The sequence below is a fragment of the Paraburkholderia kururiensis JCM 10599 = LMG 19447 genome (assembly GCF_003986935.1).
GTDB lineage: Bacteria > Pseudomonadota > Gammaproteobacteria > Burkholderiales > Burkholderiaceae > Paraburkholderia > Paraburkholderia kururiensis.
On sequence record NZ_RJZE01000004.1, the window covers coordinates 243,176 to 256,422 of the forward strand.

Here is a 13,247-nt window from a genome sequence, read left to right on the forward strand (position 1 = left end):
TATTCAGGAAAATCACATGGCTATTGTTGAAGTCAAGGTTCCCCAGCTTTCCGAGTCGGTTTCGGAAGCCACCATGCTGCAGTGGAAGAAGAAGCCGGGCGAAGCTGTTGCCCAGGACGAAATCCTCATCGAGCTCGAAACCGACAAGGTCGTGCTCGAAGTGCCGGCGCCCGCTGCCGGCGTGCTCGCGCAGATCGTCAAGAACGACGGCGACACCGTGGTGGCCGATGAAGTCATCGCGAAGATCGATACCGAAGGCAAGGCAGGCGCCGCAGCGGTGGAAGCCGAAGTGAAGCCGGCACCGGCCGCTACGGCTGCCGCTCCGGCCGCCGCGCAACCCGCGGCGGCTGCCACGGCATCTTCGAGCGCCGTTGCCTCGCCCGCTGCGGCGAAGTTGATGGCCGAGAAGAGCCTCGCCGCAGGTGACGTGGCCGGTACCGGCCGCGACGGCCGCATCACGAAGGGCGACGTGCTTGGCGCGGGCGCGCCGGCCGCCAAGGCGGCACCGGCTGCCGCACCCGCTGCGCCCGCAGCGCGTCAGGCGAAGCCCTCGCTGCCCGACGTCAAGTCGCCGGCATCGGCCGAAACGTGGCTCAACAACCGTCCGGAGCAGCGCGTGCCGATGTCGCGCCTGCGCGCACGTATCGCGGAGCGTCTGCTCGAGTCGCAGCAGACCAACGCCATCCTGACCACGTTCAACGAGGTCAACATGGCGCCGGTCATGGACCTGCGCAACAAGTACAAGGACAAGTTCGAGAAGGAACACGGCGTGAAGCTCGGCTTCATGTCGTTCTTCGTGAAGGCGGCTGTGCACGCGCTCAAGAAGTTCCCGCTCGTGAACGCGTCGATCGACGGTAACGACATCGTCTATCACGGCTACTTCGACATCGGTATCGCCGTGGGCTCGCCGCGCGGTCTCGTGGTGCCCATCCTGCGCAACGCCGACCAGATGAGCCTTGCCGACATCGAGAAGAAGATTGCCGAGTTCGGCCAGAAGGCGAAGGACGGCAAGCTTTCCATCGAGGAAATGACGGGCGGTACGTTCTCGATCTCGAACGGCGGCGTGTTCGGTTCGATGCTCTCCACCCCGATCATCAACCCGCCGCAGTCCGCGATTCTCGGCGTGCACGCCACCAAGGAACGCGCGGTGGTGGAGAACGGCCAGATCGTGATCCGCCCGATGAACTATCTGGCGCTCTCGTACGACCACCGGATCATCGACGGCCGCGAAGCGGTGCTCTCGCTCGTCGCCATGAAGGACGCGCTGGAAGATCCGGCTCGCCTGCTGCTCGACCTGTAATCGCCTGCATTGACTGCATCGAAGCGCCCGGTGCGCCGCAAGGCGCCGCGGGCGCGTCCATGACGCACCGAACGGACGTGATGGGCGCGCCCCGCGCAAGGCGCTTCATATCGAAAGGATTCTTATGTCCAAGGAATTTGACGTCGTCGTGATCGGTGCCGGTCCCGGCGGCTATATCGCCGCGATTCGCGCCGCCCAGCTCGGCAAGACGGTTGCGTGCATCGAGAAGTGGAAGAACCCCGCCGGCGCGTTGAAGCTCGGCGGTACGTGCCTGAACGTGGGCTGCATTCCGTCGAAGGCGCTGCTTGCGTCGTCGGAAGAATTCGAGAACGCCCAGCATCACCTTGTCGACCACGGCATCAGCGTGTCGGACGTCAAGATCGACGTCACGAAGATGATGGCCCGCAAGGAAGGCATCGTCGAAAAGATGACGAAGGGCATCGAGTTCCTGTTCCGCAAGAACAAGATCACGTGGCTCAAGGGCCACGGCAAGTTCACGGGCCGCACCGACGCCGGCGTGCAGATCGAAGTGAGCGGCGAAGGCGAAACCGAAGTGGTCACGGCGAAGAACGTGATCATCGCCACGGGTTCGAAGGCGCGCCACCTGCCGAACGTGCCGGTGGACAACAAGATCGTGGCCGACAACGAAGGCGCGCTCTCGTTCGACGCCGTGCCGAAGAAGCTCGCCGTGATCGGCGCGGGCGTGATCGGCCTCGAGCTGGGTTCGGTGTGGCGGCGTCTGGGCGCGGAAGTGACTGTGCTCGAAGCGCTGCCCGAATTCCTCGCGGCTGCCGACCAGGCGCTCGCCAAGGAAGCGGCCAAGCAGTTCAAGAAGCAGGGTCTCGACATTCATCTCAGCGTGAAGATCGGCGAAGTGAAGGCGACGGCCAAGGGCGTCACCATCGCCTACGCGGACAAGGACGGCAACGCGCAGACGCTCGAAGCCGACCGTCTGATCGTCTCGATCGGCCGCGTGCCGAACACGGACAACCTCGGCCTCGAAGCCATCGGCCTCAAGACGAACGAGCGCGGCTTCATCGACGTGGATGCGCACTGCGCGACGTCCGTGCCGAACGTGTACGCGATCGGCGACGTGGTGCGCGGCCCGATGCTCGCGCACAAGGCCGAAGACGAAGGCGTGCTGGTGGCCGAAGTGATCGACGGCCAGAAGCCGCACATCGACTACAACTGCATTCCGTGGGTGATCTACACCGAGCCGGAAATCGCGTGGGTCGGCAAGACGGAGCAGCAGCTGAAGGCCGAAGGCCGCGAGATCAAGACGGGCCAGTTCCCGTTCCTCGCCAACGGCCGCGCGCTCGGCATCAACAAGGCGGACGGTTTCGTCAAGATGATCGCCGACGCGAAGACCGACGAACTGCTCGGCGTGCACATCATCTCGGCCAACGCGTCGGACCTGATCGCCGAAGCCGTGGTCGCGATGGAGTTCAAGGCGGCGTCCGAAGACATCGGTCGCATCTGCCATCCGCACCCGTCGCTTTCCGAAGTGATGCGCGAAGCGGCGCTCGCCGTCGACAAGCGCGCGCTGAACATGTAATGACGCCGGCTGCTTCAAACCGGCTTCAAGCCGGCCGCTTGAAGTCGGCTGCATGAAGCCGGTCTCATAAAGCAGGCTACGAAGGCGGGCAGGGTGCGAATCCCTCCCGCCTTCTTTCTTACCGTTGCACGATGAACGTCACCGAGTACTACGAAAACGAACTGCGGACGCGCGGTTACCAGTCGGACGCCGCCCAGCGTGCCGCCGTGGACCGTCTGCAGCGGTGCTATGAAGAGTGGGTCGCCTACAAGGCGCGCCGCTCGAACGCTTTCAAGAAGCTCATCATCCATCCGGACTTGCCGCGCGGCGTGTACATGTGGGGCGGCGTGGGGCGCGGCAAGAGCTTTCTCATGGACAGCTTCTATGCCGTGGTGCCCGTGCAGCGCAAGACGCGTCTGCATTTCCACGAGTTCATGCGCGAAGTGCACCGCGAACTCGAAGAACTGAAGGGCCAGGCCGATCCGCTCGATGAACTCGCGCGGCGTATCGCGAGGCGCTACCGCCTCATCTGTTTCGACGAATTTCACGTCTCCGACATCGCGGACGCGATGATCCTGTACCGTCTGCTCGACCGGCTCTTCACGAACGGCGTGCAGTTCGTGATGACCTCCAACTACGCGCCCGATACGCTGTACCCCGACGGATTGCATCGCGACCGCATGCTGCCCGCCATCGAGCTCATCAAGGCGAAGCTCGACGTGATCAACGTGGATGCGGGCGTGGACTACCGGCAGCGCACGCTCGCCCAGGTGCAGGTCTACCACACACCGCTCGGTGCGGCGGCAGACCGCGCGTTGCGCCACGCTTACGGCGAACTCGCTGCGGTGCCTGACGAAAGCCCGATCCTGCACATCGAAAAGCGCGAGATCAAGGCGCTGCGCCGCGCGGACGGCGTCGTATGGTTCGACTTCGCGACGCTATGCGGCGGCCCGCGCTCGCAGAACGACTACCTCGAACTGGCGAGCCGCTTTCATGCGGTGATTCTTTCCGACGTGCCGCAGATGACGCCGCGCATGGCCTCCGAAGCACGCCGCTTCACGTGGCTCATCGACGTGTTCTACGACCACAAGGTGAAGCTCTTGATGTCGGCCGCCGTGAGGGCCGAGGAACTCTACATCGAAGGCCCGATGGCCAACGAATTTACGCGCACCGTGTCGCGTATCGTGGAGATGCAATCGAAGGAATATCTCGACACGCCGCGCCGGCTTGTCGATACGTCGCTCACCTGAACGCGTGAAATCGCGAGTTCACGCTGAGCGCAGTCAGGCATTACGCGAAGAAGGTTGCGGGCCTTGCACCCGCAACCTTGCGTGACGCGATCCCTTCCAGCTTATTGCTGCCGGACCCACGTCTGCGAGCGCCCGAGCAGCGACACGCCGATATAGCCGCGCACCACGAGCTTCTGCCCGCCGTCCTCGAGGTGCATCTTGCACTTGTAGACCTTGCCGTTCTCGGGGTCCAGGATGCGGCCGCCGTCCCACTTGTCACCGTCCTTCTTCAGGTCGTTGAGGATCGTCATGCCGAGAATCAGCTGGTTCTTGCGCGAGTCCGTGCATTCGGTGCAGCGGCGGTCTGGCGAATCGGCCGGGTTGAGGCCCTTGATCACCTTGCCCGACAGCGTGCCGTCGCCGTCCTGCGTAATCTGCACGAGCGCCTTGGGCTGGCCCGTGTGATCGTCGATGGTTTGCCAGACGCCGACGGGGGTGTCGGTCTGCGCCATGGCGCTCATGGCGCCGGTGAGCAGGACACCTGCAAGCGCAGCCTGTCGGATGGTGTTGAGCGCGACGGAGCGCGCACGTTGGGTCATGCGGATCATTGTCTTCCTCCTGAGTAAGAGTCGTCGCGAATGCCCGCCATGAGAGGTGTTTGAGGGTGCTTCGGGCGGCGGGTTTTCGCGCGGCGTCGTATGCATCGACAGGCGACGCCTTGCCTGTTTCCAGCGACCGGTTATCGATCGTTCGATCGCGAACCGAAAGGGCAGGATACGTGAAAGCACGCCGCGCGTTTGCGAGTAAAACCTCTAGTCGCAGGCACTCGCGGCGCGCATTCAGTTGAGCTGATAAGAGAACGTCGCGTTGATGCGCGGGCTGCGCGAAGCGCTTTCCACGGGCGCGTCGCCAACGGCTTTCGCGACCGAAAGATCGAGGCTGTAGTACTTCGCGTCGGAGATCCGAAAGCCGAATGCAACCGAGGCAAGCCGCGACGGCTGCGGCGTGCCCGCATGCAGGTAGACGCGCGCCGTGTCGAACGACACGTACGGCGTGATCGTGCGCAGATACGTGAAGCCTGGCGTGAACGCGCGATTGATCTCGAACGAAACGGCCCAGCCCGAATCGCCCGATGCCTCGCCCGGTTCATAGCCCTGCGCGAAACGCTGCGCGCCGAACGAGATCTGCTCGGAGGTGGGCAACGTGTCGGGGCTGTACTGTCCCGTTGCGGAAATCGCAGTGCCGATCTTGAACGGCCACTCGTTGGTCTGCGAAAAACTCGCACCGGTGCGCACGAACTGCAGCGACACGGGGTTCTGCTGCACGAAGCCCGGCAGGTTCGTATCGACGGATTTCGACGCGCCCAATATGTCGAACGCCTTCGCCACGTTGATGCTCGCCTTGCGCACCTGGCCCGTTTGCACGCCCGTGTAGTCGGCCTGGAGTTGCAGCACGCGCACCTGCGAGCGCAGCCCGTACTGCGCGTCGTTAAGGGTGTTGTGATAACGGTCTTCGTCGTGCGAGGCGTAGGCGCTTACGGTGCCCACCACGCTGCGCGTATTGCTCAGCAGCAGCGGATACGCAAGCGAGCCGCCCAGCTTTTCGTTGATCACCGTGCGCTCCACATACGACGGCAGCCCCGGATTGTCGACGGGATTGCCGCGATAGTGCGAGGCATCGATCTTCGCGATGAGTCCGTCGCTGCCCACCGGCACCGCACCGTGCGCGGCGATGTAGGTCTGGTGATCGCGGCCCTTGGGCAGCAGCGCGGACACGCTCAACTGCTCGCCGAGCGAAGTGAGCCCGTTCTCCGTGGCCGTGACGAGGCCTTGCACGCCGGGATGATTGAAGTCGATGCCCGTGCTCAGATCGACAGGCTTGCGGTCCACCTTCAATTCGAGCGCCGTGGCGCCATCGGTGTTCTGCGGCGGCGGCACGTTGGCCGCCACCTTCACGCCGGGCAACAGACCTAGCACGTTGATGTAGCGTTCGAAGGTCGCAAGGCGCAGCGGCCGGTCGGCGCGGATGTGCTCCGCGATTGCGCGGATCTTGCCTTCCACGTTACCGGGCTTGCCCGTGACCTTCACCTCGGACACATAGCCTTCCACGACGGTCACACGCACCACGCCGTTCTCGAACGTCTGCGCGGGCACGAACGCGAACGAGAGCGCATAGCCGCGTTCCTGATAGAGCTTCGTGACGCCGTTGGCTACCTCGATCAACTCGCCGATCGTGATGTCGTGATTCACGAGCGGTGTGAAGCGCTTCGCCACATCGTCGAATGGAATCGACTTCACGCCTTCCACCTGGAAGCGTGTGGGCGTGAGATGCCGCGCGAGCAGCTGCTGCAATTGCGGCGCCTGCTGTTGAACCTGCACGGTGACGTTGGGCGCCTTCTGTGGTGCATTGATCTGCGGCAGGGCGTCGAGCGGATTGCCGCCGGCAGCGGCGGGGCGGCTCTGCGCGTGGGCGACACTGGTGGCAAGCGCCGTCAGCGCGATCGTCCAGGTCGCGTACCGGTTGCAGGGGTTGCAGCGGTTGTATCCGTTGTTCATCGGATTGTCCTCGTAGGCCATTGTTGTTGTGCGCGCGTTGTGTGCAACGCTGCTGTTCGATGTGTGCTGCTTGCTGCGTGATCTGTGAAGCGCTGAAGCATTGCGGCGTGCGATGTTGCCGGGCAGCGCGATCGCGAGGACCATCGCTCGCCTTGATCGCGTGCCGTGCTGGTCCTCGGTCTAGTCGCTCTGGTCGGTCTAGTCGGTCCGCGCGGCGACATAGGCGTCGACGGACGCCGCATTCACGCGGCGCCGTCACGCACGTTCAGCTCATTGCTTGTGCAGAATGCCGCCGAGCGCCGAGAGGCCGCCCGTCGTGGAGCCCGTGCCCGCACTCGAGCCCGCCGCTGTCCCGAGCGTGCCCGTCACCTGACTCACGATTGCCGTGAGCGGCGCGAGCAACTGAGCGCTGCCGCCCGTGCCGCCTGCGCTACCCACGCCACCCAGGGCGCCCGTGACCGCGGAAAGCGGGTTCGATGCGCCGCTCGTCCCGCTGCCGAGCGCCGACGTGAGCCCCGCGAGCGGACTGGCTGCGCCGCTGCCCGTGAGCGACGAGGTCAACGTGGAAAGCGGATTCGATCCCGCCACGGAACCGAGCGGCGCGAGCGGCGTGCCGGTGAGTAGCGACGTCGCCGAGCCGAGCGGGTTCGTGCCGAGCCCGAGGCTTGCGAGCAGGTTCGAGAGCGGCGTGAGCGGGTTGTAGCCGCCAGCGGGCGGACCATTTGCGACCCCCACGTTGGAGCTGCCCACGAGGCTCGTGATGAGGCCCGGAATGGGCGCGGCGCCGTTCGGTCCGTTCGGGTTCACGAGACCGCCCGCATTGGTCACCGTGTTGCCGAGCGAGCCCACGAGGCTGCCCACGTCCGCGCCGAGCGGATTCTGGGTCGTGCCGCCCACCGTCGAGCCCGCTTGCTTCAACGCGCCGCCCACCTGCGCGAGCGCGCCCGAGAGCGGCACACCGAGGCCCGTCGTCACGCCAGCCGTCTGCGTTACATCGCTTACCGTCTGCAAGAGCGGCGTGATCGCCGTGCTCACGGGCTGCGTGATCTGCTGGACCGGCGCCGAGCCCAGGGCATTGCCGAGCGTCGCGCCTCCCGCGTTGACCGCGTTCGCCGTGTTGGCGAGCAGGCCCGCGACGGGCGTCGTGACCGGCGAGAGCGGGGCGAGGTTGCCCGTGCCCACGCCACCCACGGCCGTGGAAAGCCCCTGCACGACGCCGCTCGTTGCGCTGACAACCGAGCCGAGTCCCGCGACCGTGGTGCCCACCGGATTGGCCGTCGACCCCGTCTGGCCGATGCCGTTGCTCACCGCATCGGAGAGCGCACCCACCACGCCGCCCGTGCTCGATACCGCATTGCCCAGACCCTGCGTGACCTGCGGGCTCACGCCCGGAATCGTGGTGGAAGCGATCGTGCTGCCCAGGTCGCCCGCCGTCTTCGCGACGGTGGTCAGCGCGCCGGATGTGCCGGTTGACGCCGCCGTCGTCTGACTACCGCTGCCGGACCCGCTGGTGCCGCCGCTCGAAGCCGCGGCCGGCGGCGCGTTGACGCTGCTGCCGCCGCAGGCCGCCACGAGGCAGGCCACGGCGAGCGCGATGGCAGGCACGCGCAGCGATGCGATGACCGCCCGTGCGTGGCCCGACGTGAAGGTTGAGTGGTGGGTCATGGTTGCTCCTCAGTCTCTCTCAGTTTCTTTGGGATGCGGGTGGTCTGCCTCGCGTGATGCCCGTGCCCTCACGCGTCTTTTCTTGCCGTCATTCATCGACGTCGTTTCGCGTCGTCGTTTCACGTCGTCGCTTCACGTCGTCGCTTCACGTCATCATTTCGCGCCGTCATTTCTTCGCGATGCCGCCGAGCAGTCCGCCCACGAGCGACGTCACGCCCGAAAGCGGGTTCGACGCGCTGTTGGTGCCGCCGCTCGACGAGGTCAGTGAAATGCCCGGCGTGCCGGACGTGGTCGACGTGGCCGCCGGTGCTGCGCCCGACGTTGCGCTCGTTGCCGCGCCGGCAAGCGTCGAAACGATGCCGGTGACCGGGGCGAGCGGATTGCCGCTGCCTGTGCCGCCCGCCGCACCCGTCAACGCGCCGGTGAGCGTGCCGAGCAGTCCCGTGACGGGAGCGAGCGGGTTGCCGCTGCCCGTGCCGCCGGCCGCGCCGCTGAGCGTCCCGGTGACCGTGCTCACGAGGCCGGTCACAGGTGCGAGCGGACTGCTCGCGCCACCGGCCGCGCCGCTGAGCGTCCCGGTGACCGTGCTCACGAGGCCGGTCACAGGTGCGAGCGGACTGCTCGCGCCACCGGCCGCGCCGCTGAGCGCGCCCGTCACCGACGAGAGCACGCCCGTGAGCGGCGCGAGTGGTCCGCTGCCGGTGCCGCCCGTCAATCCACCTGTGGCGCCGCTGAGCCCACCCAGGCCGCCAAGTGCCGTGGTGAGCGGCGCAAGCGGATTGCCACCCGTTCCGCCGGTCACGAGACCGCCCACCGACGCCACGGTCTTGCCGGTGTCGGAGACGACGTTGCCGAGGCTCGCTGCCACCGGATTGCCGCCCGCCGACGACGCGACGAGCGCGCCGCCTTTCTCCAGTCCGCCGCCGAGCGTGCCGAGCAGACCGGCCACGGGCGCCCCGAGGCCCGTCGTCGTGCCAACGGTCTGCGTGGTCGCGGCCACCATCGACGTGATTGGCGTGATGGCGGTGCTGACCTGTTGCGTGATCTGCTGCACGGGGCCTGTGGAGAGGGCGTTGGTGAGCGTGGCGCCGCCGTTCGTCACGGCGCCGCCGAGCGTGTCGATTGCGCCGCCGAGCGGCGACGTCACGGCGCCGAGTGGCGCCAGCGGTCCGCTGCCGAGGCTCGTGACGAGGTTGCCGGCGCTCGTTACCGCGCCGCCCACGTTGCTCACGGCGCCGCCGACGCTCGCGAGCGTGGTGCCCACGGAATTGCCGCCCGTGCCGAGCTGGCCGAGTCCCTGCGTGACGCCGTTGCCGAGCGTGGAAACCGCCGCGCCCACGTTCTGCACGATGCCGCCTGCGGCCTGGGTGGTCTGCGTGCTGACGCCGGGCAGCGTTTGCGAGCCGATCACGCTGCCGATGCTCGATACCGTCGACCCCACGTCGCTCACGACGTTGCCGGCATTGCCCACCACCTGGCCCGCTGCATTGGCGGTGGGCGTGGTGCCGTTGTTATTGTTGTTGTTATTGTTGTTATCGCCGCCCCCCGGCTTTTGCGTTCCCCCCGAGCCCGTGCCTCCCGTAGAAATCGCTCCGTTGCTGCCGCTCCCCGCGCCACCCCCGGTGCCCGAACTCAACGTTCCCGAGCCGCCGCAAGCAGCCAGAGAAAGAACGACGACTACAGTGGCCGCAATCGTCGTTGTACGCAGCCCGGTCTCTATTGTTTGAATCTGCATTTCGCCCTCGCATGAGCATGTTGTTGGAAGTCTTGCGCGAAGACTCTCTGCAACAGCTATGCCATTTCAGTCGCGAACGCGGCGCCTGATTCGCCACGCAAGACGCAGAGCGAGAACCCGCGCGGCTTTGCGGCTATTGGCGTGATGTCGTGTATCGATCCGATGGGGGTGAAGAAGCGGCGAATTAATGCGTTTTCAATGGCCGCGTAACGTAACGAGCCCGATCCCCCGTTACGCGTGCATGCGTAACGGGGGTTACACGACGCTTGAAACGTGCGTTCAACGGTGAATTAGTGAAACGCGTCTAACGTATGGTTAGCCCTACCTGTTTCGCATCTGATCTGCCGCTACGCTTCTCTGGCGCTTGAACCGCCGCCTCGACGGTGGGCCAGAAAAAAGAAGTCGCAGGGAAGGGCGAGGCAACAAGCAGACAAATAACCAGACCACGGCCAGACCACGGCCAGACAAGACCGCAGCAAAGCGGCACGAAAGCCTTACCCCAAACATTAGGGAAAGGTCGCTGGGAAAAACCGAAAAAAGTCGGAAAAAATTCGGTGGGAAATTGCTTCTTGCCGATTGATCGGTTATAACGCCTGGGAATACGGAGTTTGACGAGGGAGGTGCATTATCGGACCGGATATCCTATCCTCTGTGCGCGGCTGATTTCAGCTGCTAATGTAGCGACGCGCTCCTAGAAGAATCGGCAAACCCGGCTGCAAAGAACAGCCGTGAATGGCCGTCATATGCGCGCGCGTACGAATTTCAATTCGCATACAAAGTTCAAACGCAGTTTCGAGGGCTAAAATGAAAAAGTTCGCCGGGCGTTTCCTGAGAGATAACAGGGGTGTAACCGCACTTGAATACGGGCTGATTGCGGGGTTGATTGCATTGCTGATCGTGGGCGGGGTCACGACGATCGGCACAAACCTTAAAACGGTTTTCGATAACATCGCGTCGTCGATCAATACGGCGAAGGGCACCTGACGCGTAGCCGTCAACGATCCTGATTGAACGCAGCAGCGCAATTCGCGCGGGCCGTCTATTGGCGCGCGTGAAGGGTGCTGTCTGCCGGATCCGACATGAACCCGCTCGTCAGCAGCCTCGTGTTCGCCGCGTGGGCCGCGGCCGTCGCCGTGTGCGACTACCGCAGCCGGCGTGTGCCGAATGCCCTCGTCGCAGTCGGCCTGATCGCCGCGCTAACGTTCGCGCTCGTCCACGGTAGTCCCTTCGGCATGACGCCTGCGCGCGCGCTGGCAGGCGCCGCGGTGGGGCTGGTGGCGCTGATGCCGTTCTTTGCGCTCGGCGTGATGGGCGCCGCCGACGTCAAGGTCTTCGCCGTGCTGGGCGCCTGGTGCGGGGTCGATGCGCTGCTGGGCCTGTGGGTGGCGGCGAGTCTCGCGGCCGGCGTGCATGCCGTCGTGCTGCTCTTTACGATGCGAGTCGCGATGCGCGGACGCACGGCTTCATCGGGGTCACACGCGGGGCCACACGCGGGGCAGCAAGCATCGTCGGACTTTGTTCCGCGCACGCCGCGCGGAACGCCTTACGCCGCGTGTCTCACGGTGCCTGCCATCGCATGGCTTGCGCTGCGCGCGTTGCACCTGTCGGCGGGAGTGGCTGGATGAACGCGCTGCGGCGTACGGGCTCTATCAAACTGCGCTCGACGCGGACCGCCCATTTTCCTGTTCGCTCCACCGAGGCGAGTTCAGACAGCAGCACGCCGCGTCGCGCGCCCCTCGGCACGCGCACACACACGCGTCTGCGCGAGCGAGGCAGCACCGCCGTTGAATTCGCGCTGCTGTTTCCCGTGTTCTTCGCCATCGCGTATGCGGTTGTCTCGTACAGCCTCGTGTTCGTCGCGCAGCAGAGCCTCACGCTTGCGTCCGAGGAAGGCGCGCGCGCCGCGCTGCGCTACCAGAAGGCCACCGATATGACCGCGGCGCTCGCGGCCCGCACGAGCGCCGCTTGTCTTGCCGCCACCAACGCCGCGAGCTGGCTCGGCAGCAGTGCCTTGACCTGTTCCCCGCAGGCGCAGAACTGCAGCTACGACAGCACCATGACCTGCGTTCAGGTTCAGCTCTCGTACGACTACAAGAACCATCCGCTCGTCCCCAGCCTGCCGCTCGTCGATTTCAAAATACCGGACGCCATCGTCACGCAGTCCACCGTGCAGCTCAATCCGGAGAACATCCTGTGAGGAACGCCATGCCTGCCATGAACGACCGCTCCCAGAGGAGGCGCGCATGGCCAACCTGACCCGCATCACCGCAGGCGTGCTGCTCGTGCTCGCGCTGCTGCTCGCCGGGTTCGCCTGGATGCTGGCGCGTCGTCCCGCTACGCCGCCGCAGACGGCGGCTGTGGCGCATGCGACGTTCCCGGTCGTGGTCGCCACGCAGACGCTCGTCGCCGGCAAGCCGGTTTCCGCCGAGGCGCTGCGCGTGCAGATGCTGCCCATTCATCCGGGCGGCGCGTTCAGCGACCCCACGCTCGTCGCCGGCCGCGTGCCCACCGCGGACATCGCCCCGGATGCCCCGGTGCTCGAAACGCAGCTCTCTTCGGGCATGGCCGACAGCATCGCGCCCGGCCAGCGCGCGGTGGCCGTGCGCGTGGACGAATCGAATGCGGTGGGTAACCGGGTGCGCGCCGGCAACGTGGTGGACGTGTTCTTCACGTTGAAGCGCGACGGCGGCATGGGCGCGGGCGGCGAGATCGGCCGTACCCAGGCGCGCCTCCTGATGTCGAAGGTTCGCGTGCTCGCGTTCGGCAGCCCGGCGCAGAACGCGGCGGTCAGTAACACCAGCTTCGGCGCGGACCCGAATGGCGTTGCACGCACCGCGGTGCTCGCGGTGCCCGTGGCCGACGTCGACAAGCTCACGCTCGCCGAAAGCGCGGGCCGGCTCGTGCTCGCGCTGCGTAATCCGAAGGACGACGAGGTGGCGGACCCGTCCGCGTTCGCGCCTTATGCGGGCGTGGTGAAGACGGTATCGCGCGAGCCGTTGCAAGGCTCCACACAGGCCGCCGCGGGCGTCGCGCTCGACGAACTCGCGGGCGGCGCCGGTTCCGGCAGCCGCGCGCCTGCCGTGCCGCGCGCGGCGCCGGTGCTGACAGCCGCCACACGCGGCGCGGCGGCTACGGGCAGCGGGCGCGGCGGCAGCATCGAAGTCGTTCGGGGAGGGCACGCCGAAACGGTGGCGTGGTAGCAGCGGCATCAGGCAGGGGAGGCAGACAG

The 13,247-nt window shown here is 66.0% G+C and carries 11 protein-coding genes; 7 read left to right on the forward strand and 4 right to left on the reverse strand.

The features are described 5' to 3' along the window. The first annotated feature begins 16 nt into the window (after positions 1-16). From odhB to zapE, 3 genes are all read left to right on the forward strand, one after another. Positions 17-1,300 (forward strand): 2-oxoglutarate dehydrogenase complex dihydrolipoyllysine-residue succinyltransferase, encoded by a 1,284-nt coding sequence (gene odhB / locus PKKP23_RS06505; protein WP_126876260.1) that lies wholly within the window; start codon positions 17-19, stop codon positions 1,298-1,300. Positions 1,301-1,424: 124 nt separating this feature from the next. Next, the gene (lpdA, locus tag PKKP23_RS06510) at positions 1,425-2,855 is read left to right on the forward strand and encodes a dihydrolipoyl dehydrogenase (protein WP_017776556.1); all 1,431 of its coding nucleotides are present in this window, start codon (positions 1,425-1,427) and stop codon (positions 2,853-2,855) included. Between the two features lie 131 nt (positions 2,856-2,986). After that, complete coding sequence (gene zapE, locus PKKP23_RS06515; protein WP_126876261.1) at positions 2,987-4,084, forward strand: cell division protein ZapE; 1,098 nt, start codon at positions 2,987-2,989, stop codon at positions 4,082-4,084. Positions 4,085-4,185: 101 nt separating this feature from the next. Here zapE and PKKP23_RS06520 read toward each other — a convergent pair whose 3' ends face one another. The 4 genes from PKKP23_RS06520 to PKKP23_RS06535 form a co-directional block, all read right to left on the reverse strand. Continuing rightward, on the reverse strand, positions 4,186-4,671 hold the full coding sequence (locus PKKP23_RS06520) for a DUF2147 domain-containing protein (protein WP_126876262.1): 486 nt from the start codon (positions 4,669-4,671) through the stop codon (positions 4,186-4,188). A 231-nt stretch (positions 4,672-4,902) separates the two neighbouring features. After that, positions 4,903-6,618: a ShlB/FhaC/HecB family hemolysin secretion/activation protein gene (locus PKKP23_RS06525; protein ID WP_240658783.1), complete on the reverse strand. Its 1,716-nt coding sequence runs from the start codon at positions 6,616-6,618 to the stop codon at positions 4,903-4,905. A 270-nt stretch (positions 6,619-6,888) separates the two neighbouring features. Next, positions 6,889-8,283: a collagen-like triple helix repeat-containing protein gene (locus PKKP23_RS06530; protein ID WP_126876263.1), complete on the reverse strand. Its 1,395-nt coding sequence runs from the start codon at positions 8,281-8,283 to the stop codon at positions 6,889-6,891. Between the two features lie 166 nt (positions 8,284-8,449). Then, positions 8,450-10,018, reverse strand: a complete 1,569-nt coding sequence (locus PKKP23_RS06535) for a collagen-like triple helix repeat-containing protein (RefSeq protein ID WP_126876264.1) — start codon at positions 10,016-10,018, stop codon at positions 8,450-8,452. An 804-nt stretch (positions 10,019-10,822) separates the two neighbouring features. Between PKKP23_RS06535 and PKKP23_RS06540 the strand changes: the two genes are divergently transcribed. From PKKP23_RS06540 to cpaB, 4 genes are all read left to right on the forward strand, one after another. Beyond that, positions 10,823-11,002, forward strand: a complete 180-nt coding sequence (locus PKKP23_RS06540) for a Flp family type IVb pilin (RefSeq protein ID WP_126876265.1) — start codon at positions 10,823-10,825, stop codon at positions 11,000-11,002. Between the two features lie 95 nt (positions 11,003-11,097). Then, the gene (locus tag PKKP23_RS06545; RefSeq protein ID WP_126876266.1) at positions 11,098-11,643 is read left to right on the forward strand and encodes an A24 family peptidase; all 546 of its coding nucleotides are present in this window, start codon (positions 11,098-11,100) and stop codon (positions 11,641-11,643) included. Further along, positions 11,640-12,215, forward strand: a complete 576-nt coding sequence (locus PKKP23_RS06550) for a TadE/TadG family type IV pilus assembly protein (protein WP_126876267.1) — start codon at positions 11,640-11,642, stop codon at positions 12,213-12,215. Before PKKP23_RS06545 ends, PKKP23_RS06550 begins: the two co-directional genes overlap by 4 nt. 46 nt (positions 12,216-12,261) lie before the next feature. Continuing rightward, positions 12,262-13,218 carry a Flp pilus assembly protein CpaB gene (gene cpaB / locus PKKP23_RS06555; protein ID WP_126876268.1) on the forward strand — a complete coding sequence of 319 codons (957 nt, stop codon included), beginning with the start codon at positions 12,262-12,264 and terminating at the stop codon, positions 13,216-13,218. Positions 13,219-13,247 lie beyond the last annotated feature (29 nt).

Excerpts from the sequence above, each read along its gene's own strand:
- odhB (WP_126876260.1), top strand. The coding sequence starts at position 17 with ATGGCTATTGTTGAAGTCAAGGTTCCCCAGCTTTCCGAGTCGGTTTCG.
- lpdA (WP_017776556.1), top strand. The coding sequence starts at position 1,425 with ATGTCCAAGGAATTTGACGTCGTCGTGATCGGTGCCGGTCCCGGCGGC.
- zapE (WP_126876261.1), top strand. The coding sequence starts at position 2,987 with ATGAACGTCACCGAGTACTACGAAAACGAACTGCGGACGCGCGGTTAC.
- PKKP23_RS06520 (WP_126876262.1), bottom strand. The coding sequence starts at position 4,671 with ATGATCCGCATGACCCAACGTGCGCGCTCCGTCGCGCTCAACACCATC.
- PKKP23_RS06525 (WP_240658783.1), bottom strand. The coding sequence starts at position 6,618 with ATGAACAACGGATACAACCGCTGCAACCCCTGCAACCGGTACGCGACC.
- PKKP23_RS06530 (WP_126876263.1), bottom strand. The coding sequence starts at position 8,283 with ATGACCCACCACTCAACCTTCACGTCGGGCCACGCACGGGCGGTCATC.
- PKKP23_RS06535 (WP_126876264.1), bottom strand. The coding sequence starts at position 10,018 with ATGCAGATTCAAACAATAGAGACCGGGCTGCGTACAACGACGATTGCG.
- PKKP23_RS06540 (WP_126876265.1), top strand. The coding sequence starts at position 10,823 with ATGAAAAAGTTCGCCGGGCGTTTCCTGAGAGATAACAGGGGTGTAACC.
- PKKP23_RS06545 (WP_126876266.1), top strand. The coding sequence starts at position 11,098 with ATGAACCCGCTCGTCAGCAGCCTCGTGTTCGCCGCGTGGGCCGCGGCC.
- PKKP23_RS06550 (WP_126876267.1), top strand. The coding sequence starts at position 11,640 with ATGAACGCGCTGCGGCGTACGGGCTCTATCAAACTGCGCTCGACGCGG.
- cpaB (WP_126876268.1), top strand. The coding sequence starts at position 12,262 with ATGGCCAACCTGACCCGCATCACCGCAGGCGTGCTGCTCGTGCTCGCG.